The organism is Leptolyngbya sp. FACHB-321 (assembly GCF_014695975.1).
Classification (GTDB): Bacteria; Cyanobacteriota; Cyanobacteriia; order Leptolyngbyales; family Leptolyngbyaceae; genus Stenomitos.
In genome coordinates this window covers 60,856-85,159 of record NZ_JACJPI010000078.1, presented here as the reverse complement: position 1 = coordinate 85,159, position 24,304 = coordinate 60,856, and the positions used below count along the sequence as shown (strand labels likewise).

The window sequence follows — 24,304 nt, the reverse complement described above, 5'->3', positions numbered from 1 at the left end:
TAATCTGACAGGAGGACATCGCCGATCGCTAACAGCGCCCAGCACACTTAGTTTAATCAAGTCTGTTTACTTCTCGACAACTAAACGCATGATTACTGCTGCAAGACTTGCTTTTTACTGTTGCTTTACTGCCGTTTAGTGCTGCGGCGATGGGTATCCTGCTATCCTGTTCTCTTCTATGAAACATTGCTGCCGCTTTGATCCCCTGAAGCGGGCAAATAAGTGCTTCAATAGTAAAGAACTGGGCTTAAATTGAAGCATTGCACAAAGCCCTTGCTGGTGGGCGTTAAGGAGTAACCACATGAACCATCTCAAGCGCGTCAGCTCCAACAAGCAAACAGCAACCTTCTGGCAAGGCAGTTTGACGCTGCTGGGTGGTGCTGCACTCGCTGTTGGTATCACGTTGGCTAGCTCTTCAGCCGTCATGGCGCAGGCTGCTTATGGCAGTTATGTGGGTGCAGGCGTGGCAGTGGGGTTAAGTGATGGCGACGCAGGTGGTGAACCGAGTCGCACGTCCGGCGTGATTGCGGCTCGTTATAAGTTTCTTAAGCTGCCAGTTTCCATTAGAGCCCAAGCGCTGGTTGGTCGGCGCACTACGCTCGTCCCAACGGTCTCCTACGACTTCCCGATTAACTGGCGTACCGATGCCTATATTGGTGTGGGTGCGGCTGTGCCTCTAGATGACGATCGCACTACACCCTTAGGCAACAAGACCAGTTTTGCGATTCAACCCGGTATTGATTACGTATTGCCTAACAGTCAGCTAGTTGTCTTTGGTAATGCAGTCATTGCTTTTGATGCCTACCGACAGGGTGGCAATAATGCTACATCGGTTCAAGCAGGCGTCGGGTTACGGTTCTAACGCTACTAGCAGTCTTTAACAGCCTAAATGCAGGTGAGACGCGTAATTCCGTTGTTTTTGAAACGGCTTGCTCTATCTCCTTGCATGGGTGCTCAAAGCTTAAAAATCTGAAAAGCTAGATCTTTCATCCTTAGTAATAAATAGTGATAAAGGATGTGAACGTTCTTATCTTCTAGCTTTTTGAATCAAGGGTCAATTTAGATGCAGCAACATTGGAGCGCAACTAAGCGCGGCTGACTATTGATTTGGGTGATTGCTCAGATGTTTTGGGTTTGGCAGGGTTAAGCGATCGTGGCTCCAATGGCAACGCTACTGTAAAGGTCGTGCCCATCCCTTTGTCGCTGCAAACCTGAATCCGTCCCTGGTGCAACTCCACGCACTTTTTGACGATCGCCAGCCCTAACCCTGTGCCCTGGATGCTGCCCACGTTACCACAGCGATAGAACGTTTCAAACAGATGTGTTTGGTCTTTGACGGGGATACCAATGCCCTGGTCTTGGATCTGAAAGGTTGCAGTGCCATTTTCGCAGCAGAGCTTGAACTGAATGTCGCCTCCCTCCGGCGAATACTTGAAGGCGTTGGAAAGTAAGTTTGTGAGAATATGCCGCAGCAAAGCAGCATCCATCACTACATTAGAGCAGTTACCTTGAGGGGTAAACATGATGGTATGACTGTCACTGTGACTAAACTGTAAGTCTTCAGTAATCCCAGTACAAAGCTTTACCAGGTCAACGGGTTCTGGTCGATAACGCAAGCCAGCTTCGGTGCTGCCCAATAGTAAGACTTCATCCAGCAATTGCGTAACTTGATGAATAGCTGTTTTAATGCGGTCAAAGTACTGCTGGCGCTTTGCTTCCGTTAAATCCTCACCGAAGTTTTGTAACAGTTCTACAGCTGTGCGAATCATCGTCATGGGGGTACGAAACTCATGCGATGCCATAGAGATAAAGCTTGACTTAAGCAGATTGAGTTCTTGCTCTTGTTCTAAGGCTTTGAGCATACTTTGCTCGCTGTTTTGCAGGCGTTTCAGAATATGCCCACGCTCAATGCCATACCGGAGCGATCGCGCTAAAAGTGACGGTGTAATTTGTCCTTTGACCAAATAATCCTGCGCTCCGCCTGCCATGGCTTGCAGTGCCAGTGTCTCATCATCCATCATCGTCAACACAACGACTGGAACATCAGGTACACTGGCGCGAAAATCAACTAAAGTATCTGCCTCATCAGAATCGGGCAGACGCAGATCGAGCAGCACAATATCAACTGTATGTGTAGAACAGGCAGTAATGGCACTGCTGAGGCGCTCGACGTGTATTAGTTCCCATTGCAATCCCTCTAGACGCAGAAAAAAGTGGCGCATTAAATCAGCGTCGGTTGGGCTATCTTCTACTAAAAGGACACGCTTCGATACTTCGTCCATAAGGCTGCCTCACCGCAAAGCGTGCTGGCTACGTTCAAAATTTTTATACTGTTGCAACCTGCCGCAAGGCTTTGGTGCTATCTCTCTACTCGTCCTACTACCTTGCCCGGATAGAACAGGTGTTGCATCCGTAGATTTACTATCATCTTTCTGCACTCTGATCAAACTCTGTAAAGTGACCAGCGCTTAGGTTGGCGGTAGTTTGACGGCTGCCAGCCAGAAGTTGCCGATTAGCTGCACTACCTGCATAAATTGCCGCACATCAAAGGGTTTAGTGACATAACAGTTGGCGTTGAGATTATACGAACGGAGGATATCCTCCTCACTGTTAGAGGTAGTCAGCACCACAACTGGAATCCGCTTAAGGTCAGGATCGGCTTTGATCTCTGCCAGCACTTCGCGACCATCCATACCCGGTAAGTTTAAATCCAGCACAATGAGATCGGGGCGAACCTCATTGGCATATTCACCCTCCTGGCGCAGGTATTCCATTGCAGTTTCGCCATCTTCAACCCAGTGCAGGCTGTTAGCAATCTTGGCTTGCTCGAAGCTTTTGATCGTGAGATGGGCATCACTAGGAGAGTCTTCAATCAGCAAAATCTCGATCGTGTCCAACGGCTGTAGGGTCATGGTAGGGAATGGTGAAGTAAAAAGTTGTTCCGGTTCCTGGTTGTGATTCTGCCCAGATGTGCCCACCGTGGCGATCGACGATCTTCTTGCAAACGGCTAACCCGATGCCAGTACCAGGGAATTCTGTGCGGGTATGAAGCCGCTTGAAAATTTCAAAAATCCGTTCAAGGTAACGCGGCTTGATGCCGATACCATTGTCGTGAATAGAGAATAACCAGGTGATTTCGGAAGGGTGGGATGATGTTTCAAGTTGGGGTTTCTCGCTGTCCCCTCCCTCATGCTCCCTTTGCTCCCCTTTCTCCTTCTGCGCTTCCGCTCCCTCCGCTCTCCTAGCGCTGATATGAACCCTAGGGGCATCATCGCGACAGAATTTAATCGCGTTACCAATCAGATTCTGTAGGAGTTGGGTTAACTGAAGTTTGTCGACTGTGACGGTTGGTAGTGGGTCGGAGGTGACAAGCGCTTGACGTTCAGCGATCGCGACTTGTAGGTTACTGAGCACCTGGTCAAGCACGATGTTGCTGTCAATGGGTGCAAACACAAGGTCACGAGTACCAACGCGAGAGTAGTGGAGCAGGTCTTGGATCAACTGCTGCATTCGCTTCCCGCCGTCTACAATGTACTCGGCGTATTGCTGTGCTGAAGCATCAAAGTGGGTCTGGTAATCTTGCATCAGCAGTTGGGTGTACCCAATGACGGCTCGCAGCGGCTCTTGTAGATCATGTGATGCAATGTAGGCAAACTGTTCTAACTCTCGGTTAGAGTTTACTAGCTCGTCGTTTAGCTGCTTTAATGCTGTTGTGCGTTCCTCCACTTTTATTTCAAGCGCTTCATTCATGTTCAGAATTGCTTGTTCTGCTAGCTTGCGCTCATTAATGTCAGCGATCAACGCAAAGTAGCCCTGTACTGCTCCCTGCTGGTTAATGTCAGGTAAGTAGGTCGCACTCACCCAGCGCTTCTCATCATTTTTATAGGTGATGAGACTCTCGTAGGTAGCAGTTTCACCTGACAGCGCATGCTTAACATAGGGCTTAATGCTTTGATAGGCCTGCTCGCCTAATACCTGGCTCAGGTGCTGTCCCTGAATGTCTGTCGAGCTACAGTCAAACCACTGTTCGTACGTCTGATTGTGGAAGCGAAAGCGCTGGTCGACATCAATGTAAGCAATCAGGACGGGCAGCGCATTGGTGATAGTGCGAAGTTGCTTTTCGCTCTCTAAAAGTGCCTGCTCTACTTGCTTGCGCTCAAGCAGTTCGCTATGGAGTAGTGCGTTTACCTGAGAGAGTGCGGCTGTGCGCTCCTGTACTCTTGCTTCTAATTGCTCATTTGCTTGCTGCAGGGCTGTCTGGGCACGTTTGCGATCGGTGATATCAAACAACGTTGATCGGCTCATCAAAAAATCACCCTCTGAGCCTTTAATCGCAGTGGCGCTCAAGCTAACGGGCAGAATGGTGCCATCTTTGCGAACCAGTTCAAACTCAATATCACTGATCCAACCTTGCTGCTTGAACTTGGAAAAGTGTTCCTGAAACGCTAGCGCACTGTCGGGTGTTGCCAAATCACTAAACTTCAGCTTGTGTAAGACTTCATCACGGGTATAGCCTAGCCAACTTAGCTCAGTATCATTGATGCGGCTAAACGTACCTGTCGCATCTAAAGAGTGGTAGCCGCAGGGAGACTGATTATAAAGGTCGTAAATCTCTTCTGCGTATGTTTGCAAGGCGGCTTCAGCGCGCTGGCGAATGCGAATTTGCAAATGGAGCAGCAAAAAGACCCCCATCAGCAGACTGAAACTTAAAAGGTAGCCAGACCCATTGATTCTAATTGCCTGCTGCACACTGTCATCTGTCGCCGCTTTACGTAGCTGCAACAGTTGGCGTTCCTCGTTTTTCATGCTGTTGACCAAGCGTTGCACTTCTTGACCCAGCAGCAAGTTTTCCTTAGCAAACGAAGCTTGCCTTGCTTCGTTTGACTGCCCCTTTTGTACCAGGGCGATCGATTGTTGAGACAGGTTAATGCGTTTTGCAATCACCTGCTCCAGTACTGTGAGTTGTTGCTGTTGCTGTGGGTTATCGCTCGTTAACCGTCGAACCTCTCGAATGCCCTGTCCGGTTCTCTCTAGCCCAGCTTTGTAATCAGCTAAGTAGGTCTCTTTGCGGCTGACTACGTAGCCGTAACGCCCACTTGCAACTGTGATGTTACCGTCAAAGATTTTGTCTAGCCCTTGCAGCACTTCATAGGTATGCTCAACCCATTGCCGACTCGCAATTAGTCTTTGGACGCTCAAGTAGGAACCTGTAGCCACCCCACCCAGTACAAGCAGTGCCAGAACAAAACCGCCTGCAACCAGTTTCTCAGCCTGTCGTTTCATGGCAGCGGTTCCCGTTCAGCTTGAGGTGTCAGCTTACCAAAGCAGACGTTGAAGATCCTTCAGGGTTATTACTGATATGGGGGCTTCTGCTCTGGATGCCAAGCAGTAGTTACTTGCAGCAGCTTCGTTGCCGATACAGTTAATGTGTGCCACTTAGTGACAGAAATTCATCCGAGCAGTCAGCTCAACTTGACCAAACTTATGGCGATCGCTCCAATTGGTCTGATAGCGTAAAACGATTCGCGTAGCCTTGATATAAGCGCCAACGTTCTAATTGCTATAGCAATGACCGTGCTAAAGCCAGCTCAATTTCTAATCAGATTCTGATGTACGATCGGGATGACAGGATTCGAACCTGCGGCATCCTGCTCCCAAAGCAGGCGCGCTACCAAGCTGCGCTACATCCCGTTACTCTCCAAGCTTAATCAGTATAGCTTGTCTGTCCAGTTTTTAGCCTTCAGTCGTAAATCTCATGCTGACCGCTCAGTCTGGATACCAGAACATCCCTTTAATGCCTTCTGGATCTGACATAAAGCCTAAATTTCGGTAAAAATCTACTACTTGCGGGTCGGCAAATAGAGTAATGTTGCTTATGTCTTCACTCCGCAGCTTCTTGATGACCTGCTTCATCAGCGCCTTGCCAAACCCTTTACTCTGAAAGTCTGGATGCACTACCACATCCCAGATCGTCGCGTTAAAGGCGTGGTCAGACGTGGCTCGTGAAAAGCCAATCAGCCGTCGATGGGAACCTTGCTGCTCCCACATTGAAACAACAAGAAAGCTATGCTGAATCGCTTTCTTGACTTTTCGTAAGGGGCGGCGTGACCAACCAACAGCATCACATAGTTCTTCTAGCTCATACAGGTCAATTTCCCGGTCTGTGCTGAAGAAAATACGAGAACTGGGGCGATCGCCAGCAACCTTACCGATGTAGTCCTCCATTTGCATCGCCTGAGGTGCAGAGGACGCATCAGAACTGCTAAACAGGCTTTTCCAAAAACCCATGCAAACGTGGTTAAGGTAGTAAAAGTGAAATCACAGTAATGAATAGTATACGCTCTGAACCCTTTTCTCGTCCGTTTTACGCTGCCAGATTCAGCAACACATCAGCATCCCTCTGAAAAAATAACGGTAAAGCTTGGAAATGTCTTGAGCATTGACCTAAAGTTAAGTTCTTAATGGCAGGCGATCGCTCCATCACGCAGCAGGTTCTCACCCCACAAACGAGTGTTTCGATTATGGCGCTGGGCTTAAAGTCATCGACGCTAGAACTGTTAAAGCGCTTCAATCGGGCGTTTCCCCAGTTTTATGAGCAGTTTGTCAGCAGCGAGATTCAACTGCAAAACTTGCGGCTGGCATACCACCTTTACAAAACTAAGCAAGCCGTTATTGAACTGAAGCAAGAAGGCAGCAAGAGTGCCCTCCATTTTGCCTACCGCAATCAATCCTTTCTCCTCAGCGATATTTTTGGCGTGCTGGCTGCCTACGGGCTAACGATTCATAGCTTGAGTCTGTACGGTCAGATTTACCCGCCGATGCTGGTTTTCATCAAGCTGATTGTGTCGCGTAGCGGGAAGGCACTGACCGAGAAAACTGCCGAAAATGTCTGTCGCGCTATTCGAGAAGCGCTAGCAGGGCGCTTTGAAGTCGAGGAAATGCTGGCAGTAGAGTTTAATCTCGATGCGGGGTTGGAGCAGGTCGAAACTGAGTTTTACGTCGATCCAGTGTTCCACCTACCAGCTTTGCTGATTGAAGCTGACAACCAGCCGGGGCTGTTCTATAAGGTTATGTATGCCATCTGGCAGGAAGATTTGCTAGTAGTAAATGCCAATTTGCTGGTTTGGCGTGGTCGCACTCGCCTGATTCTCTATTTGCTAGGTCCTAACGAGAGCCTCATTCCGGAATATCTGGGGCAAAAGATAGCGGAAGGGGTCAAGCAGAGGTTGTTGGGCAGACGGTTTTAGGTAAGGCTACTGAGGAAAGGCTAAAGGCTAAAGGCTAAGGGCTAAAAATTGCTCCTTTAGCTTTTGGTCTTTATCCCTTCTCTGCGCCTTTTCCTGATCGAGTTACGATGAAGCTATGCAGACGATCGCAATTTTGGGAGCGCCTCACGCTTACGATCTGACGGCTCCTACTGCCTCAAAGGCTACTTTGGTCTTTATTCATGGCTGGCTGCTCAGTCGTTCTTATTGGCAACCGCTCATTGAGCAACTGTCGCCTGACTATCAGTGTTTGTCTTACGATTTGCGGGGTTTTGGTGGGTCACAGCCCTGTCCAGAGACACCGTTGGCTCAAGTCGTTGCTGGTTACGGTTTGACTGACTATGCTAACGATCTGGCACTGTTGCTAGAGCAATTACAGCTTGAAAATGTTTGGTTGGTCGGTCATTCGGTTGGCGGTAGTATTGCCCTTTGTGCTGCTGAACAGTTGCCACAGCAGGTAAAAGGTGTGATTTGCCTGAACTCGGGTGGTGGTGTTTATTTGAAGGCAGAGTTTGATCGCTTTCGGGCGGCAGGACAACAGTTGGTCAAACTGCGTCCGCGCTGGCTTGGTCAGGTGCCGTGGCTGGATCTACTGTTTACACGAGCAAGTGTGGTACAGACAATCGCGCGTCGGTGGGGACGACAACGGTTGCTTGACTTTGTGGCGGCACAGCCGGAAGCTGCCCTAGGGTTGTTGCTGGATTCTACTACCGAAGCTGAAGTCCATCGCTTACCGCAAGTGGTGGCTAGACTTAAGCAGCCTGTTTACTTCATTGCTGGGGCACAAGACCCCATTATGGAACCGCAGTACGTGCGCCATCTCGCTAGCTTTCATCCTCTGTTTAAAGGGTGTGGAGCGAACGTTGCTGAAATTGCTAACTGTGGGCACATGGCGATGCTGGAGCAACCAACGGCTGTAGTGGCTCAACTCCGAGCCATTCTTGCCCAGTATGATGCATCAGGCGTTGCAAGGTAGTTGAGGAAAAAGAATGCTGGTTTGGTTCATGCATGGAGCGTCAGTAAGGGAAAGCAGCTATGCTGATCCGCTGCGATCGCATATCATCAGCGCGTTTCCTGATCAGGGGTTAGCGCTACCAGAGTTTTACTCTTGCTTTTGGGGCGATGCACTCGGTCGCACCGATCAACTGTGGGGTTTGATTCAGCAAGACTTAGAAGCGTTCCGGTGGGATCATCCTCAGATTGATCTGGATGATGTCTTTCACTATCGCCAGCGTCGAGAACAGTTGATTAGTGGGTTCTTTAACGATATTTTCAATTATCTGAACACTCAGCAAGGGCGCGAAGTCCGGCGGCTCATTGCGGTGCAGTTTCTTAGCTTTTTGACCGAAAACCCTTTTGAGGAAGACCTGCATATCGTGGCGCATTCGCTAGGAAGCGTGATTTTATGGGACATTCTCTTTTCTGAAAATTTTGATGACTCTGATCCGGCGTTTTACATTCGCCATGCTATCAAGGGGCTGAGTGGGCACAGTAGCGGTCGTAAGGTGAAGCTAAGAAGTGTGACCACGCTCGGTTCGCCAATCATTATTTTTAGCCAGTTTTTACGCATCAACGGCGATCGACTGAAAGCGTTTGCCAGTCGTTATACGGCTGAACCACTGCGTTGGGTGAATGTGATTCATGCGTCGGATGTGTTTGCCTATCCCATCCGTGCCAGCTTAGAGCTAGACAACTCAAACCTGTACTTTCAGGATCATTACTTGGGCGATCGCAGCTTTTTCAAGAAGCAAATCGGCGATGTCACGATGGCGCTGGGACTGCTGGCTGACCATAGCCGCTATTGGCGCAGTAGCAGAGTGGCGCGAGTGGCGATCGCCAACCTGCTTGGTGATTACCCTGCCCTAGAGCAAACCAGCCCCATTTTGGAGTTTGGCGAATCTGATTAATCCAGAAGCTCAGGTTGAGGAAAGACCGTACTTTACCCTCCCATCATCCATGCCTTGGCTAAGTGGTGCTCCGTCAGGTTCTTCTTACAGCAACGATCGCTTAACGAACCGTTAAAGATACTTCTGGAGCAGCAAATTTAGCTTTTCCTTTGTTGTTGCCGAAATTTTGTCGAGTGGAGTGAGAATGGCGTACTTGAGCGCTGAATGAGCATCCGATGTGGGCGGATTCTCGGTCAGGCGGCGGACGGTCTCTTGAATGACTTTCTGAGCGTTGACGGCATTGCGCTGAAGATTGGCAATCACCAGATCGACAGTCACGCTGTCATGATCGGGGTGCCAGCAGTCGTAGTCGGTTACCAGCGCTAAGGTGGCGTAGGCAATTTCTGCCTCTCTCGCCAGTTTTGCTTCTGGCAGGTTGGTCATGCCGATTATGGTTGCACCCCAGCTTCGATACAGATGCGATTCAGCTTTGGTGGAGAAAGCGGGACCTTCCATGCAAACGTAGGTGCCACCACGATGGAGGGTGCTATCAGTAAGGTTGAGGCTGGCGACTGCATCAGCTAGGACGGTTGCCAAGTTGTGACAAACGGGATCGCCAAAACCAATATGGGCAACAATGCCATCACCAAAGAAGGTAGAGACACGATTCTTGGTGCGATCGATAAATTGATCCGGCACCACCATATCCAATGGCTTTGCTTCTTCCTTCAGCGAACCGACTGCCGAGGCAGAGATCAAATACTGCACGCCCAGGCTTTTCATCGCGTAGATGTTGGCGCGAAACGGCAACTCTGATGGTGTGAGATGGTGATTTCTGCCGTGCCGTGCTAGGAACGCAACCCGCGTGCCGTCGATCGTCCCCAGAATGATTGCATCAGAGGGTTTGCCAAAGGGAGTGTCGATCGCCACTTCTTCTACATCCTTGAGCGCGTCCATTTTATAGAGTCCGCTGCCGCCAATAATGCCGATCGCTGCCTGAGACATGGGGGTTTCCTTTGGTAGGTCGTAGTTATTCTACCTGTTGAGAGAAGGCTAAAGGCTAAAGGATGAAGGATAAAAAATGTAGTCCTTTACTTTTAGCCGCTTGAACCAGCAGACTTTTGATCTCGACGCTGTGATGCCATTGCTGCGGGAAGCGGTGCGTCCCTTTCCAAAAGCGGCAATGTTTGCGTTAGCAGAACTAGGCTACACGTCGCCCTTTGAGCAACTGATCGCATGCATCATTTCCATTCGCACGCGAGATGAAACGTCGCTTCCCGTTGCTATCAAGCTGTTCGATCACGCCCGCACTCCAGCAGCAATGGTGCGGCTCACCACTGACGAGATTGAAGACCTGATCCGTGACTCGACCTTCCATGAATCGAAGGCACCCCAGATTTGGACGATCGCCCGTCAAATTATTGACACGTATGGCGACGAGCTCCCGTGCGACTTTGATACGCTCGTCTCCTTTGCAGGCGTGGGTCCTAAATGCGCCAATTTGACGCTGGGCATTGCCTGTAAGCAGCCTTCGATCAGCGTCGATATTCACGTGCATCGGGTCACAAATCGCTGGGGTTACGTGCAGACGCGCACACCTGAAAAAACGTTGAAAGCACTGGAAGCAAAATTGCCGGAGCGTCATTGGATTGAGATCAACGAACGGTTAGTGCCATTTGGTAAACACATTTGCACTGGAGAGTTACCGCGTTGTTCAACCTGTCCGCTGCTTGAGATGTGTCAACAAGTCGGGGTGCAAGAGCATCGGTAGAGCGTGGGAGTGAGGAATGGGGAATAGGGAATAGGGTTAGGGCTAGAGAAAGATTAACGCTGGGTATCAGTAAAAGCAGTACGAAAAGACTACAATCCAGGCAGACCGTCATTGCCGCAACGTTATGATTTCTGATTCTCAGGCGCTTCCCACCCTTAGCGCGAAACAAGAGCGGCAGAGTGGTCGGCAGTATTACGTCAACGATCGCGGCGATCGTCTGCCCAGCGTCAGCACTATTCTCAACGCAACGCGATCGCAGCAACAGCGGGATGCGCTTGCCCAGTGGCGTGGACGGGTAGGCGTAGAGGAAGCCGCACGCATTAGTGGCACTGCCAGCCGACGTGGCACAGGCACACACAAACAGGTGCAGCGCTATCTGCAAGGCGAAGTTGTGACCTGTCCCGATGGCATCAAACCATACTGGGAAAGCATTAAACCTGTCTTATTTGCTGTGGATGCTGTGCGGCTGGTTGAGGGGACGGTCTTTCATCATGAGCTTGGCTATGCTGGTAAGGTCGATTGTGTCGCTAGCTACGAGGGTGTTCCCTGCCTGTGCGAATGGAAAACAGCTGATCGACCAAAGCATTCCTTAGAGCGCCTGAACGACTACCCCTTGCAAGTTGTTGCCTACTGGGGAGCCGTTCACCATACATATCAAGATTATGACGTGAACTTGCATCATGCCCTGCTAGCGATCGCCATTCCCGATCTGCCCGCTGAGATCTTTTGGTTTGACTCAGAGACGATCAACTATTACTGGCAGCAATGGGAAGCACGAGTCGCTCTCTTCTGGCGACGGCAGGGAGGGCGGCTAAAGTATGAAGGCTAAAGCATAAGCTTTTAGCCTTCATACTTTAGCCTTTAGCCTTTCTTCCAATGTCTGCCTACAACGCTATTTATGCGATCGTTCAACAAATCCCTTATGGGCAGGTAGCAACCTATGGGCAGGTGGCAGAATTGGCAAGCCTGCCGGGGCGGGCGCGGCTAGTGGGCTATGCGTTGTTTCGGGTGGCGCCAGAAATGGATGTCCCATGGCATCGGGTTATTAATGCAAAGGGCGAGGTTTCGGAGTCATCGGTGCGGTACGGCAGTGATCACTTGCAGCGATCGCTCCTGGAAGCAGAAGGCATCGAGTTTAGCGCTGAAGGACGGATCAACCTGCGGATGTATCGCTGGCAAGGGCTAGTTGATGCCGATTGACACGGTATCAGCGCTACGGTTACTCCTTCACCCGCTCACCCCTTTACTCTCCCACCTCTTCACCGCTCCACCCCTCACTCAATAAACTTGAGCAGCCGCACTTTTGGTTCGGCAACGTGGTTGTATTTACCTGCCATTGCCTCAATTTGCGCTAGCTGACCCAGCGCTAAACCGCATGGGCTACCGTACTTTGCCTGGACGCGATCGCTAGCAATGTTGAGTGCCGTGCGCGATCGTTCAATAAAATCCGTCAGCGCATACTCATTTCCTGGTGCAAAATATTCTTTTACGACCAACGATGGCGAGTAGCACGTCTCTTGAGAACCATCTGGCAGTTCAATCTGAAAACGGATTTCGGGCATGGGAATCGTCGATAGATCTAATGTGCAAATGTAATGCTGGGCTGGCTATCAGCTATCAGCTATCAGCTATCAGCCCATACTGACTGCTGACCGCTGACCGCTGACCGCTTAACTTACTTCTACTTAAACGCAGACTTACCAGCAAACCGTGCTGCTTTGCCCAGTTGCCGCTCAATTCTCAAAAGCTGGTTGAATTTGGCGACTCGTTCACCCCGGCAACCAGAACCTGTTTTGATCTGCCCAGCACTGGTAGCCACAACGAGGTCGGCGATCGTCGTGTCTTCCGATTCGCCAGAGCGATGGGAGACGAAGTATTTGTAGTTGTTCTTGCTGGCTAGCTCAATCGTGTCTAACGTTTCAGTCAGAGTGCCAATCTGGTTGACCTTAATCAGCACCGAGTTACCAACACCTGCTTCAATGCCTTCTGCAAGAATTTTGGCATTGGTGCAGAAAAGGTCATCGCCAACGAGTTCAACCGTATCACCGATCGTCTCGGTAAGCAGTTTCCAACCTTGCCAGTCGTTTTCGCCCATTCCGTCTTCCAGGGAGACGATCGGGTACTGGCGTGCCCAGGATGCCCAGAGGTCTACCATTTCCTCTGAAGTCTTGGTGGATTTGTCTGATTTGAAAAAGACATACTTGCCGTCTTCCCACATTTCGCTAGTGGCAGGGTCAAGACAGATAGAAATGTCTTCACCGGGCTTATAGCCTGCTTTTTCAATCGCTTCTAAAATCACTTCTACCGCTTCAACGTTCGATTTGAGGTTAGGTGCAAAGCCGCCTTCATCGCCCACGCCAGTGCTCAAGCCTTTTTTGTTGAGAATGGACTTGAGCGCATGGAACGTTTCCATGCCCATCCGAATCGCTTCGGTGAAAGAGGGGGCATTGTGAGGCGCAATCATGAATTCCTGAAAATCCACTGTGTTATCAGCGTGACCACCACCGTTGATAACGTTTAGACAGGGCACAGGCAGCAGGGAAGCATTCGTTCCGCCTAGGTAGCGATAGAGGGGTAATTGCTGATAGTTCGCAGCTGCTCTTGCAACGGCTAGCGAAATGGCAAGAATGGCATTTGCGCCCATCGTGGCTTTGTTGGGTGTGCCGTCTAGCTCAATCATGGCAAGGTCGATCGCGCGCTGATCAGTAACCATCATGCCAATGAGTTCGGGAGCCAGTTTGTGATTTGCATTCTCAACGGCTTTGAGCACGCCTTTGCCGCCATAACGCTTGCTATCACCATCCCGTAGTTCGACTGCTTCTTTCTCACCTGTAGAGGCACCAGAAGGGACGATCGCCGATCCTTCTGTGCCATCCTCCAGCACAACTCGCGCTTCGACGGTAGGGTTGCCGCGTGAGTCTAGTACTTCGCTTGCAATAATTTCCTCAATGTACATGGGGTCACTACTCCTTGGAGGGAACTTTAGGTTAGAAACGGCGCATACTGCCTGTGCCATCTTTTGCCTAGACATCGTACAGTACGATGTCTCCTCATAGGAGTACTACAGGCAACAGACAATACCGGAACGCAGTTGGCAGTAGGGCATCGATTGTGCTGTTGATAAACAATAGATAGGGTAAGCCACGTTTTGTGTCGTTGGCTGCTAAAGTCCAGATTCACTTCAGGGTAAGCTTAACAAAGCGCTATAAAACTAAATAAAGATTGCGATCAACAGTTCACTTGTGTACGCGAGCATACAATCTTTACAGGCAGTAGGTGTGTCACCAGTTACGTAAGCTACGCGAGTTTTCCTTAATCAGGCGGTTGGTGCCTCTCGCAGCAGCTTGCTAAGAGATTCAGCAAACCTAACAGCACGGGAAGTAAAGTTTGAACCTTCTCAAGCTTTGCCCGTACTACTTTTTCTATTCCACTGGTTATATTGTTTTGATAGGAAATTATAGTGTTGCCCCTTCTAACACTACAGCGATGCTCGTGATCATTACTGCATTCAAGCTCTTACACTGCTGATGTCAACGCCTTTGTCAAAGATTGAACCAGGTTATACCGCTTTTAACGTTAGGGAATTAAAGCTAGGTACGGCTGAAGCTGCGCGATCGCAGCTAGAAGCACACCTTTTGCAGGGTATTGCCGATGCAATCGTGGGCATACAAACCTTTGAGCTTGCCCTGGATGTAGCGCTGCAACATGTTTGCCAGAGCATGAACTGGGTCTTTGCCGAAGCCTGGGTGCCTAACAGCGCTCAGACCCAGCTTGAATGCAGTCGCGCCTGGTATAGCTGTAAAGGCGGACTGCAAACCTTTAGAGCCGCAAGCGAAAGGGCAGTGTTTGCTCCTGGTGAAGGATTGCCAGGACGGGTGTGGCAAAGTAAACAGCCAGAATGGATTCCCGATGTGAGTTGCTCATCCGATCGTGATTTTTTGCGAGTGCGGCTTGTCAAAACTACTCCGCTGAAGGCAGCGCTTGCAGTGCCCATTTTGGCAAAGGGCAAGGTTCTGGCGGCAGTTGTTTTCTTTCTTGCAGCACCACGCTTTGAAGAGGAAGAGTATGTATGCATTGTCTCTAGCGTAGCGGCACAGTTGGGCACCATTATTCAATACAAGCAGGTTGAAACAGAAACAACGTTGGAGCAGCACCAGCAGCAGTTATCTACTTTAGTTAATTCCTTACCAGGCATTGTTTTCATCGGTGGTAATGACCCAGAGTGGTCAATGCTTTACCTCAGCGAGGGTTGTTTGGCGATTACTGGCTATCGTAGTGAAGAACTTGCTGGCAGCCAACGGCAACGCTCTTACAACGACATTTGCCACCCTGATGATGTGCCGCTTATTATCAGCAGCATTGCAGCGGCGATCGGCTGCCAGAAACCTTATGAGATCGAGTACCGCATTGCCACCAAAGCCGGACAAGAGAAATGGCTGTGGGAGAAAGGGCATGGACTCTACGACTCAAACGGCGCAGTGCTGGGCATTGAAGGTTTTATTACCGACATCACGGCACTGAAGCAAGCTGAAAAAGCGTTGCGCGAAAAAGAAGCCTTTCTGCGATTGTTGCTCGACAACCTGCCCCTCGCAATTTTTTGGAAAGATACGAACTCAGTGTATCTAGGCTGTAACAAACAGTTTGCTGAAGATCTCAAACTGGCTTCTGTTACCAGCGTGCTGGGTAAAACTGATCATGAATTGCCCTACGATCGCGCCCTTGCCATCCGCTTTCAACAGCAAGACTCTCAAGTAATTACGACTGATCAGCCGATTCTGGCTTTGATCGAAGAAAACACGATTCCAAATGAACGTTTAAACTGGACACGCGCTAACAAAATCCCCATTCATGATGCTGACGGCACTGTCATTGGTGTGCTAGGTACTGTTGAAGATATCACCGATCGTCGCCAGACCGAAGAAGTGATCCGTCTTCAGCTTGCCGCGATCGAAGCCTGCACTGAAGGTATTGCGGTACTCAATGCCAGCGGCGAATTTGTCTACCTGAATCCAGCACACGCCCAGTTCTTTGGCTACGAACAGGCTGCCCTAATTGGCAAAAACTGGCGCATTCTGTATGACCCTGACGAAGCGCTGCGTTATGAGCGTGAAGTCTTCCCAGCCTTGCAGCAAGAGGGACGTTGGCAGGGAGAGGCGATCGCCAGACGAGCAGATGGCAGCACCTTTGCCGAAGAACTTTCCATCACGCTGTTAGAAGATCATGGCTTGCTCTGCGTCTGTCGCGATGTAAGCGAACGTAAACAGGCAGAAGCCGCATTGAAGCAGGCGGAGGAGAAATATCGCAGCATTGTCGAAAATGCGGTTGAAGGTATCTTTCAAACCACGCCTGGAGGGCATTACCTCACTGCCAATTCAATGCTGGCAAAAATTTACGGCTACGACTCCCCTCACGAATTAACAACTAAGTTAATCGACATCCGGCACCAGCTTTATGTTGATCCGCAGCGGCGGGATGAGTTCAGCCGTTTGCTACAGGCGCAGGATGCCGTTTTGGATTTTGAGTCGCAAGTTTACCGCAAAGACGGCAGCATCATCTGGATTGCTGAGAATGCCCGCGCGATGCGGGATCAAAAGGGGCAACTGCTGGGTTACGAAGGCACTGTCGAAGACATTACTCAACGCAAACTGGCAGAAGCCGAACTGCTGCAACGCGATAGTCTGCTGCAAGGCGTTGCTACTGCCATGACTTATTTGTTAACCGATACGAACTACGAAGCGGCGATCGCTAAGGTCCTGAAAACATTAGGCTCCGCCGCTAGAGTCGATCGGGTCTATATCTACGAAAATCATCCCCATCCTGAAACGGGTGAGATTGCTATGAGTATGCGGTATGAATGGGTGCGACCCTCCATTCAGCCATCGATTCAGCAGACCCACTGGCAAAATCAACCCTACAGTGCCGCTGGTACTGACGGTTGGTACGATGTGTTATCCGTTGGTCGAGCACTCTGCGGCGCGATCGATCAATTTCCGGCAGACCAGCAGGCGTTGTTTCAACTAGATAACATTCTCTCCATTCTCATGGTGCCCATTCTGATCGACGATCAGTTTTGGGGCTATATCGGCTTTGACGATTGCACTACAAAACGTCGTTGGTCAGGCAATGAAGAATCAATTTTAGTGGCGATGGCTGCAAGTATTGGCGGTGCGCTCAAACGCCGGCAGGCAGAAGCCACCATTCGTTATCAAGCCTTTCACGATTTGCTAACGGGCTTGCCCAACCGGATGCTCTTTAACGATCGCCTACCCCTGGCACTGGCAAACGCGCATCGTAACGGAACAATGCTCGCTGTCATGTTTCTCGACCTCGATCGCTTCAAAACCATTAACGACACTCTGGGACACGCGATCGGCGACCAACTCTTGCAAGCCGTTGCTACTCGCTTAGCTGGCTGCCTGCGAGAAGGTGACACGATCGCTCGCTGGGGTGGCGACGAATTTACCTTGCTGCTGCCTCAAATTAACAATACTGAAGATGCTGCTAAAGCGGCACAACGCCTCAGTAAAGCGCTGAAACCTGCCTTCCATATAGAAGGGCATGAACTTTACATCAGTTGCAGCATTGGTATTGCCCTTTACCCGCATGATGGCGAAGATGCTCAAACGTTGCTTAAAAATGCGGATGCCGCTTTGTACCGCGTCAAAGAACAGGGACGCAACGGCTACCAGATTTATACTCCCGCTATTAACTCCCAGGCTTCGGCATTGCTAGCGCTTGAAAGCAGCCTGCATCATGCTCTGGAACGGCGACAATTTGTGCTGCACTACCAGCCACAGATTAATGTCAATACAGGGCAAATCACCGGCATGGAAGCCCTCTTGCGCTGGCAACATCCCGAATTAGGGCTGATACCGCCGCGCGTGTTCATTGCGCTAGCAGAGGAAAATGGGCTGATTGTACCCATTGGTGAGTGGGTACTACGCACTGCCTGCGCCCAAAACAAAGCGTGGCAAGTGGCTGGACTGCTCCCCTTGCGTATGGCAGTTAACCTCTCAGCCAGACAATTTCAGCAGCCCCATCTGGTTGAAACCGTTGCCCAGACGTTGGCAGAAACTGGTCTTAGCCCCTGCCACTTAGAATTAGAGATTACCGAAACGGTGGTGATGCATGATGTGGACTTTACTACGTCCATGCTCAAAGACTTGCAGGCAATGGGTGTAAATCTTGCGGTAGATGACTTTGGCACTGGCTACTCATCGCTCGGCTATCTGAAGCGCTTTCCCTTAAACACCATTAAGATTGACCAATCCTTCATTCGCGAACTGACGATCGACCCAAACGATGCCGCGATCGTCACCGCTGTCATTGCCCTCGGTCGCGGTCTTAATCTAAACGTCGTCGCCGAAGGTGTAGAGACACAAGCGCAACTAGACTATCTGCGATCGCGCCACTGCGAAGAAATGCAAGGCTATTGCTTCAGTCGTCCCATGCCAGCAGCAGCAGCCACCCAGTTCTTACAAGCACACCAGCCTAAAGCTCTGTTTACTGCACTGTAAAAGCCATCAAGCAAACGCGTAAGAGAGGGGAGGAAGTGAAGAAGTAAAAAGGTGAAGGAGTAAAGGTATGCCCTCCCACCCCATCACTCTCCCTCCTCCCCCTAGAGCAGCGGCGATCAACGTTACAATGGATGGGTTCTACAGGCTGAATCCTCCCGCCGCTAGACTGTTTGCAGCATCGGGTCGCACGGATTGATCGCCTACTTTGACAGGAGCTAACGGCTGTGGTTGCACACGTCTCTACCGATCGTTACGAAGCCCAGACCCAGGCGATCGCTCGCCAATTACTCAGCGCGACCCGCGAAAACCGCTCCTTCTTCGCTCAAGTGCGTGACCAGATGCGGTGGGATGACAAGCTGCTTGCGTGGACGATGGGCAATCCGGGTCTGCGGGTGCAGTTATTTCGTTTCATTGACTGCCTGCCATCGCTTCGTAGCAAACCCGAAATCGCCCGCCATCTTCAGGAGTATTTGGGTGATGCGACTGTTGAGCTACCCAGCGCTTTAAAGGGGATGCTGAACTTTGCCAATCCTGATTCCGTACCCGGACAGCTAGCTGCAACCACCATTTCTACTGCTGTTGAAACGCTGGCGCATAAGTACATTGCGGGTGAAACCATTCAGCAAGTGCTGAAGACGATCGAGCGCCTGCGGAAAGACAAGATGACCTTCACGGTCGATCTGTTGGGTGAAGCGGTGATTACGGAAGTCGAGGCACAGTCCTATTTCGATCGCTATCTGGAGCTGATGGCGCAGTTGACCACTGCTGCAAAGTCCTGGTCGAACGTGCCACAGATTGATCAAGCAGACGGCGAGGCATTGCCCAAAGCGCAAGTCTCTGTGAAGCTTACTGCCTTTTATTCGCAGTTTGATCCACTGGACGTTGAAGGCAGCCGCGATCGGGTGAGTCAATCCATTCGGCTGCTGCTGCGTCGTGCAAAGGAACTGGGTGCTGCCGTCCATTTCGATATGGAGCAATACGCTTACAAAGATTCAACGCTGGCGATTCTCAAAAAGCTGTTGCTCGAAGATGAGTTTCGCACTCGTACCGATGTCGGTGTCACTCTACAAGCGTATCTGCGCGATAGTGAACGCGACTTAACCGAGCTAATCGCCTGGGCAAAACAGCGCGGCACGCCTTTGACGGTTCGCCTGGTGAAGGGTGCTTACTGGGATCAAGAAACAATCAAAGCGGCTCAAAAAGATTGGCAGCAGCCCGTCTTCAATGATAAAGCCTCCACAGATGCCAACTTTGAAACGATGACTCGCTTGCTGCTAGAGAGCCACGAGCATCTCTACGGCGCGATCGGCAGCCACAATGTCCGCTCTCAGGCCTACGCAATGGCGATCGCCGAAACCCTCCAGATTCCGCCCCGTCGCTTTGAACTCCAGGTGCTCTACGGCATGGCGGACAAGCTGGCAAAAGCGATCGTTGCCAAAGGCTACCGCGTGCGGGTTTACTGTCCCTATGGCGAACTCATCCCTGGTATGTCATACCTCATTCGCCGCCTGCTTGAGAACACTGCTAATAGCTCTTTCTTGCGCCAAAACCTGGAAGAACGTCCGGTCGAAGAACTCCTTGCTGCACCCACAAGCCTAAACTCTGATTCAGCGGTCAGCGGTCAGCAGTCAGCGGTCAGCCATCCAAAATTTATTAACGCTTCGGATGCTGATTATGCTGATTCTAAGCAGCGCGATCGTGCCTTGCAAGTGATTCAAACTGTGCGGCAACAGCTTGGCAAAACTTATCAGCCGTTGATTGATGGTGAGTATGTAGCAACAGATGCGCATATCAATTCCTTGAACCCTTCAAACTTCAGCGAAACGGTGGGTCAGGTTGGGCAGATTAGCGTTGAGCAAGCCGATCGCGCGATGGAGGCTGCTAAAACCGCCTTTCTTGACTGGAAGCGCACTCCGCCAACGAAACGAGCCGCTATTTTGCATACGGCTGCTGACCTGATGACTCAGCGACGCGATGAACTCGCTGCCTGGATGGTTTTTGAGACAGGAAAGCCGCTGAATGAAGCGAATGGTGAAGTATCGGAGGCGATCGACTTTTGCCGCTACTACGCGGATGAAATGGAACGGCTTGATGCTGGCGTTGCCTACGATTTTCCGGGTGAAACTAACCGCTACCACTATCAGCCGTTGGGCATTGTTGTCGTCATTTCGCCCTGGAACTTTCCGCTGGCGATCCCCACTGGGATGACGGTCGCAGCACTGGTTGCGGGTAATTGCGTGCTGCTCAAGCCTGCCGAAACGTCCAGCGTGATCATCGCTAAACTGACCGAGATTTTGATTGAAGCGGGCATTCCGAGTGGTGTGTTCCAGTACGTTCCTGGTAAAGGCTCCACTGTAGGAGCGCACCTGGTCAAACACCCGCAAACCAACATGATTACCTTCACCGGCTCTCAGGAAGTAGGCTGTCGCATTTATGCTGATGCAGCGATTCTGCAACCAGGGCAAAAGCACCTGAAGCGCGTTGTGGCAGAGATGGGTGGCAAAAATGCCATCATTGTCGATGAAAGCGCTGATCTGGATCAGGCGGTGCAGGGTGTGGTGCAGTCTGCCTTTGGCTATAGCGGGCAGAAATGTTCTGCCTGTTCGCGAGTGATTGTGCTGGAGCCGATCTACGACCTATTTTTGCAGCGCTTAGTGGAGGCAACTCGATCGCTCAACCTGGGACGTGCCGATCATCCCAGCACTCGCGTGGGTCCCGTTATTGATGCTGCTGCCCGCGATCGCATCCTGGAGTACATCGACAAAGGGCGGCAGGAATGCGAACTGGCGTTAGAAATGCCCGCGCCCGACGGTGGCTATTTTGTAGGACCCGTTATTTTTCACGATGTGCCACCGACGGCGACGATCGCCCGTGAAGAAATCTTTGGTCCCGTTCTGGCAGTCATGCGCGCAAAGACGTTTGATGAGGCGCTAGAACTGGCTAATGGTACTCAGTTTGCCCTCACGGGTGGGCTTTACTCACGCACCCCATCGCACATTGAGCAGGCACGCGCCGACTTTGAAGTAGGCAATTTGTACATCAATCGCGGTATCACTGGGGCGATCGTGGCGCGTCAACCTTTTGGTGGCTTCAAGCTGTCGGGCGTTGGCTCCAAAGCCGGCGGACCCGATTACCTGCTGCAATTCCTGGAACCCCGTGTGGTGACCGAAAACATTCAGCGTCAGGGCTTTGCACCGATCGAGGGCGCAGAGTAAAGGCGTGCTAGAACATAACTGCATTTGGGATCGCTATCAGCTTTTTTCTGGCTCCTGACTGCTTCTTCCTTTACAGTGGCTCACTTACCAGCAGTAGAGCATGCTCATGGTAACGACCTCTACCCTTGCTATTACCTGCAAAAAACTGTCTCATGAAAATTAAAGACGCAATTAATTTGCACAAAGGTTTGACAGCCGCGATCATAGTTGGCTTCATGGTGACATACCAGAACTTTACCTTGGGTCCTTGGGTGTATCTAGCGCTGCATGGAAGCTACGGCTTTCTATGGTTACTCAAAGATCGGCTCTATCCAGACAAGCAATGGGAGCAGGTTATCCCGCTTGGGACAGGTGTGTTTACGTTTGCTCTACTGGGGCTTTACTGGGTGCCGCCGTTTCTGCTTATTAGCCGTGGCACTGTGCCGCCGTTACCGTTAGTCGCAGGGGCGATCGCGCTCAATATTTTGGGCATCTTTCTACACTTTGTTAGCGACGCTCAGAAATATTACACGCTCAAGTACCGAGCGGGATTAATCACTGAAGGTTTGTTTGCTCGCTGTCGTAACACTAACTATCTAGGCGAAGTGTTGATTTACCTGTCCTTCGCACTGCTAGCGCAACACTGGCTGCCGTTTGTAATTTTGGCTTTATTTATCAGCTTCGTGTTTGTGCCCAATATGCTGAAAAAAGATCAATCGCTCTCGCGTTACCCCGACTTTGCCAGCTACAAAGCGCGATCGGGCTTGCTCTTGCCGCAGCTAGTGGGGGTGACAAGCGCTACTCCAGACGGTATTGTACCGACTGAGGAGTCTTGATCGCTTGAGCCGCCTGCATGAAACCTTTTGTCAGCCAACCACTTGTGAGCCGATCCAACCCACTGTCTCCTCTCTGGTTGCGATGGTTGGTGATTTTTCTCATCGTTGTAGGTGTTGTGTTTCGCTTTGTCAACCTGAACCATAAGGTTTACTGGCACGATGAGGTGTATACGTCACTTCGAGCCGCTGGCTATACCGGGCAGGAAATCGGTCAAGAAATCTTTCAGAACAAACTGTTTTCGCCGCAAGATTTGCTCCAGTACCAGCAGATCAAGCCAGGCAGTACGCCTGCTGATACCGTGCGATCGCTGGCAGTGGAAGATCCCCAACATCCGCCGCTTTATTTCTTGCTTAATCGAGTCTGGGTACAGTGGTTAGGCAAACCGCTGGAAGCAATTTTTGGCAGTCCGATTACCGCACCACGACTGTTGCCAGTGCTAATTAGCCTGCTATCGCTGCCGTTCATGTATGCCCTGGCTCAGGAATTGTTTGCGTCTCAGGCGATCGCACTACTGGCGACTGCCTTTCTAGCACTCTCACCCTTTGATATCCTCTTTGCTCAAGTCGCACGTCAGTACAGTTTGCTGGCATTAGCGGTGATTGCCAGCCACTATTTCCTGCTGCGGGCGATCCGCCTGTCGAAGGTGCCTAAAACCCGCTCTCGCGATGTGTGTCAACGTCCACCAGCCGCATGGCAGCATTGGGGGCTGTATGCGCTTGCCATCACGATCGGCTTGTATACGCAGCCTTTCTTTGCATTGACGCTGATTGGACATGGCGTTTATGTAGTGCTGGAAGCGATCGCAGATGGACAGCGCGATCGCCTTCAACAACGGTTGGCTGGTTTTGGTCTCGCCTTAACGGCTGCCATTATGCTTTATGCGCCGTGGATCATCGTCATGTTGCAGGGCTTCCAGCGTGCGCTTGACACAACAAGCTGGGCAACTGCCGTAGCAGGCTTTGATTATTTGCTGAAACTTTGGACATTAAGCTTTACCGCGTTGTTTCTCGATCTTGACTTTGGCTTCAACAATCCCTGGACGTTTGTGCTGCGAGTGCCGATCATAGTGTTGATTGGGATGGCTTTCTACACGCTGGTGCGACGGAGCGATCGCCCGGTGTGGCTGTTTGTGGTAACTGCGACGGTTGTGCCTTTTTTGCTGCTGGCATTGCCCGATCTAGTGCTGGGCAGTCGACGATCGGCAGTTAGCCGCTATCTCATCGCCTGTTACCCCGGTATTCAGTTGGCGATCGCCTATCTCATCGTCACCAAGCTCCCACCCAAACCTCATTACCTCAACCGCATACCTCTGCGGTCAACAGGTGCGTCTCGGTTTCGCTTTCGCTTTACACCCTACACACTGTCGTTCCTCAACCGCTGGTTTTGGCGAACTGTCTTGTTCGCTCTCTTTACCGCCAGCCTTGTATCTTGCACCGTGAGTGCAGCCTCTGACACCTGGTGGCACAACGTACCGAGCTACTTTAATGCGGCAGTTGCCCGTCGTGTCAACGTCGCGCCATCGCCTCTGGTGGTGAGCGATCGTGGCGATGACTTTACCAATATTGCTGACTTGATTTCACTCAGCTATCAGCTCCAGCCAAACGTGCGGCTACTCTTACTGAATCAAGATGCTAACTGGGTAACAACTGAGTCATTTAAATCGCAAATTGACGGCGCGACGGTGTTTACCTTTCGTCCTTCAAATCAACTCAGGCAAGGATTGGAGCGATCGCGTGGCTCCCTCCAGTTTATTTTACCTGCTGCCCGCCTCTGGCAAGTGCCGTAGTCGGCAACGATGCCTCTAGTTGTCCGCTGTTGACAGAACCTGTATGAT

General features: G+C 50.9%; 19 protein-coding genes and 1 tRNA gene. 12 read left to right on the top strand and 8 right to left on the bottom strand.

Going from position 1 to position 24,304, the window contains the following annotated elements:
• Positions 1-301: 301 nt before the first annotated feature.
• Positions 302-862, top strand: coding sequence for a porin family protein (locus H6F76_RS23085; protein WP_242036811.1), 561 nt, complete (start codon positions 302-304; stop codon positions 860-862).
• Positions 863-1,085: 223 nt separating this feature from the next.
• Here H6F76_RS23085 and H6F76_RS23080 read toward each other — a convergent pair whose 3' ends face one another.
• From H6F76_RS23080 to H6F76_RS23060, 5 genes are all read right to left on the bottom strand, one after another.
• Positions 1,086-2,282, bottom strand: coding sequence for an ATP-binding protein (locus H6F76_RS23080; RefSeq protein WP_190511800.1), 1,197 nt, complete (start codon positions 2,280-2,282; stop codon positions 1,086-1,088).
• A gap of 186 nt (positions 2,283-2,468) precedes the next feature.
• Positions 2,469-2,912 (bottom strand): response regulator, encoded by a 444-nt coding sequence (locus H6F76_RS23075; RefSeq protein ID WP_190448740.1) that lies wholly within the window; start codon positions 2,910-2,912, stop codon positions 2,469-2,471.
• Positions 2,869-5,283 carry a PAS domain S-box protein gene (locus tag H6F76_RS23070; protein ID WP_190511798.1) on the bottom strand — a complete coding sequence of 805 codons (2,415 nt, stop codon included), beginning with the start codon at positions 5,281-5,283 and terminating at the stop codon, positions 2,869-2,871. Before H6F76_RS23070 ends, H6F76_RS23075 begins: the two co-directional genes overlap by 44 nt.
• Positions 5,284-5,617: 334 nt before the next feature.
• Positions 5,618-5,691: transfer RNA gene (locus H6F76_RS23065), tRNA-Pro, on the bottom strand.
• A gap of 75 nt (positions 5,692-5,766) precedes the next feature.
• The gene (locus H6F76_RS23060; protein WP_190448738.1) at positions 5,767-6,288 is read right to left on the bottom strand and encodes a GNAT family N-acetyltransferase; all 522 of its coding nucleotides are present in this window, start codon (positions 6,286-6,288) and stop codon (positions 5,767-5,769) included.
• 233 nt (positions 6,289-6,521) lie between these two features.
• On the opposite strand from H6F76_RS23060, the gene H6F76_RS23055 reads away from it, so the two are divergent.
• The 3 genes from H6F76_RS23055 to H6F76_RS23045 all read left to right on the top strand — a co-directional run bounded on the left by H6F76_RS23055 (position 6,522) and on the right by H6F76_RS23045 (position 9,172).
• Positions 6,522-7,247, top strand: a complete 726-nt coding sequence (locus H6F76_RS23055; protein ID WP_190448826.1) for a hypothetical protein — start codon at positions 6,522-6,524, stop codon at positions 7,245-7,247.
• A 115-nt stretch (positions 7,248-7,362) separates the two neighbouring features.
• A complete protein-coding gene (locus H6F76_RS23050; protein WP_190511796.1) occupies positions 7,363-8,241 on the top strand; it encodes an alpha/beta hydrolase in 879 nt (292 codons plus the stop codon).
• A gap of 13 nt (positions 8,242-8,254) precedes the next feature.
• A complete protein-coding gene (locus H6F76_RS23045; protein WP_190511793.1) occupies positions 8,255-9,172 on the top strand; it encodes a hypothetical protein in 918 nt (305 codons plus the stop codon).
• Positions 9,173-9,283: 111 nt separating this feature from the next.
• Here H6F76_RS23045 and H6F76_RS23040 read toward each other — a convergent pair whose 3' ends face one another.
• Positions 9,284-10,156, bottom strand: a complete 873-nt coding sequence (locus H6F76_RS23040) for an S-methyl-5'-thioadenosine phosphorylase (RefSeq protein ID WP_190511791.1) — start codon at positions 10,154-10,156, stop codon at positions 9,284-9,286.
• A gap of 100 nt (positions 10,157-10,256) precedes the next feature.
• Between H6F76_RS23040 and nth the strand changes: the two genes are divergently transcribed.
• The 3 genes from nth to H6F76_RS23025 all read left to right on the top strand — a co-directional run bounded on the left by nth (position 10,257) and on the right by H6F76_RS23025 (position 12,122).
• The gene (nth, locus tag H6F76_RS23035) at positions 10,257-10,922 is read left to right on the top strand and encodes an endonuclease III (protein ID WP_199322318.1); all 666 of its coding nucleotides are present in this window, start codon (positions 10,257-10,259) and stop codon (positions 10,920-10,922) included.
• A gap of 124 nt (positions 10,923-11,046) precedes the next feature.
• Positions 11,047-11,751, top strand: coding sequence for an exonuclease (locus H6F76_RS23030; protein WP_190511790.1), 705 nt, complete (start codon positions 11,047-11,049; stop codon positions 11,749-11,751).
• A gap of 47 nt (positions 11,752-11,798) precedes the next feature.
• Positions 11,799-12,122 (top strand): MGMT family protein, encoded by a 324-nt coding sequence (locus tag H6F76_RS23025; protein ID WP_190511789.1) that lies wholly within the window; start codon positions 11,799-11,801, stop codon positions 12,120-12,122.
• Between the two features lie 74 nt (positions 12,123-12,196).
• Here H6F76_RS23025 and H6F76_RS23020 read toward each other — a convergent pair whose 3' ends face one another.
• Complete coding sequence (locus tag H6F76_RS23020; RefSeq protein ID WP_190448732.1) at positions 12,197-12,484, bottom strand: MSMEG_0570 family nitrogen starvation response protein; 288 nt, start codon at positions 12,482-12,484, stop codon at positions 12,197-12,199.
• Between the two features lie 119 nt (positions 12,485-12,603).
• Complete coding sequence (gene eno / locus H6F76_RS23015) at positions 12,604-13,878, bottom strand: phosphopyruvate hydratase (RefSeq protein WP_190511788.1); 1,275 nt, start codon at positions 13,876-13,878, stop codon at positions 12,604-12,606.
• Positions 13,879-14,449: 571 nt separating this feature from the next.
• Between eno and H6F76_RS23010 the strand changes: the two genes are divergently transcribed.
• The 5 genes from H6F76_RS23010 (at position 14,450) to H6F76_RS22995 (ending at position 24,256) form a co-directional block, all read left to right on the top strand.
• Positions 14,450-18,439 carry an EAL domain-containing protein gene (locus tag H6F76_RS23010; RefSeq protein ID WP_190511787.1) on the top strand — a complete coding sequence of 1,330 codons (3,990 nt, stop codon included), beginning with the start codon at positions 14,450-14,452 and terminating at the stop codon, positions 18,437-18,439.
• Positions 18,440-18,506: 67 nt separating this feature from the next.
• On the top strand, positions 18,507-18,635 hold the full coding sequence (locus H6F76_RS31165; protein WP_277881270.1) for a hypothetical protein: 129 nt from the start codon (positions 18,507-18,509) through the stop codon (positions 18,633-18,635).
• Between the two features lie 28 nt (positions 18,636-18,663).
• Entirely contained in the window at positions 18,664-21,654 is a 2,991-nt protein-coding gene (gene pruA, locus H6F76_RS23005; protein ID WP_347276097.1) for an L-glutamate gamma-semialdehyde dehydrogenase, read from the top strand.
• Positions 21,655-21,806: 152 nt separating this feature from the next.
• Complete coding sequence (locus H6F76_RS23000; RefSeq protein ID WP_190511786.1) at positions 21,807-22,469, top strand: DUF1295 domain-containing protein; 663 nt, start codon at positions 21,807-21,809, stop codon at positions 22,467-22,469.
• A gap of 17 nt (positions 22,470-22,486) precedes the next feature.
• The gene (locus H6F76_RS22995; protein ID WP_190511785.1) at positions 22,487-24,256 is read left to right on the top strand and encodes a glycosyltransferase family 39 protein; all 1,770 of its coding nucleotides are present in this window, start codon (positions 22,487-22,489) and stop codon (positions 24,254-24,256) included.
• The last annotated feature ends 48 nt before the right edge of the window (positions 24,257-24,304 follow it).

Bases quoted from the DNA above. Each gene is read 5' to 3' on its own strand.
- H6F76_RS23085 (WP_242036811.1), top strand. From the start codon at position 302: ATGAACCATCTCAAGCGCGTCAGCTCCAACAAGCAAACAGCAACCTTC.
- H6F76_RS23080 (WP_190511800.1), bottom strand. From the start codon at position 2,282: ATGGACGAAGTATCGAAGCGTGTCCTTTTAGTAGAAGATAGCCCAACC.
- H6F76_RS23075 (WP_190448740.1), bottom strand. From the start codon at position 2,912: ATGACCCTACAGCCGTTGGACACGATCGAGATTTTGCTGATTGAAGAC.
- H6F76_RS23070 (WP_190511798.1), bottom strand. From the start codon at position 5,283: ATGAAACGACAGGCTGAGAAACTGGTTGCAGGCGGTTTTGTTCTGGCA.
- H6F76_RS23060 (WP_190448738.1), bottom strand. From the start codon at position 6,288: ATGGGTTTTTGGAAAAGCCTGTTTAGCAGTTCTGATGCGTCCTCTGCA.
- H6F76_RS23055 (WP_190448826.1), top strand. From the start codon at position 6,522: ATGGCGCTGGGCTTAAAGTCATCGACGCTAGAACTGTTAAAGCGCTTC.
- H6F76_RS23050 (WP_190511796.1), top strand. From the start codon at position 7,363: ATGCAGACGATCGCAATTTTGGGAGCGCCTCACGCTTACGATCTGACG.
- H6F76_RS23045 (WP_190511793.1), top strand. From the start codon at position 8,255: ATGCTGGTTTGGTTCATGCATGGAGCGTCAGTAAGGGAAAGCAGCTAT.
- H6F76_RS23040 (WP_190511791.1), bottom strand. From the start codon at position 10,156: ATGTCTCAGGCAGCGATCGGCATTATTGGCGGCAGCGGACTCTATAAA.
- H6F76_RS23030 (WP_190511790.1), top strand. From the start codon at position 11,047: ATGATTTCTGATTCTCAGGCGCTTCCCACCCTTAGCGCGAAACAAGAG.
- H6F76_RS23025 (WP_190511789.1), top strand. From the start codon at position 11,799: ATGTCTGCCTACAACGCTATTTATGCGATCGTTCAACAAATCCCTTAT.
- H6F76_RS23020 (WP_190448732.1), bottom strand. From the start codon at position 12,484: ATGCCCGAAATCCGTTTTCAGATTGAACTGCCAGATGGTTCTCAAGAG.
- eno (WP_190511788.1), bottom strand. From the start codon at position 13,878: ATGTACATTGAGGAAATTATTGCAAGCGAAGTACTAGACTCACGCGGC.
- H6F76_RS23010 (WP_190511787.1), top strand. From the start codon at position 14,450: ATGTCAACGCCTTTGTCAAAGATTGAACCAGGTTATACCGCTTTTAAC.
- H6F76_RS31165 (WP_277881270.1), top strand. From the start codon at position 18,507: ATGCCCTCCCACCCCATCACTCTCCCTCCTCCCCCTAGAGCAGCGGCG.
- H6F76_RS23000 (WP_190511786.1), top strand. From the start codon at position 21,807: ATGAAAATTAAAGACGCAATTAATTTGCACAAAGGTTTGACAGCCGCG.
- H6F76_RS22995 (WP_190511785.1), top strand. From the start codon at position 22,487: ATGAAACCTTTTGTCAGCCAACCACTTGTGAGCCGATCCAACCCACTG.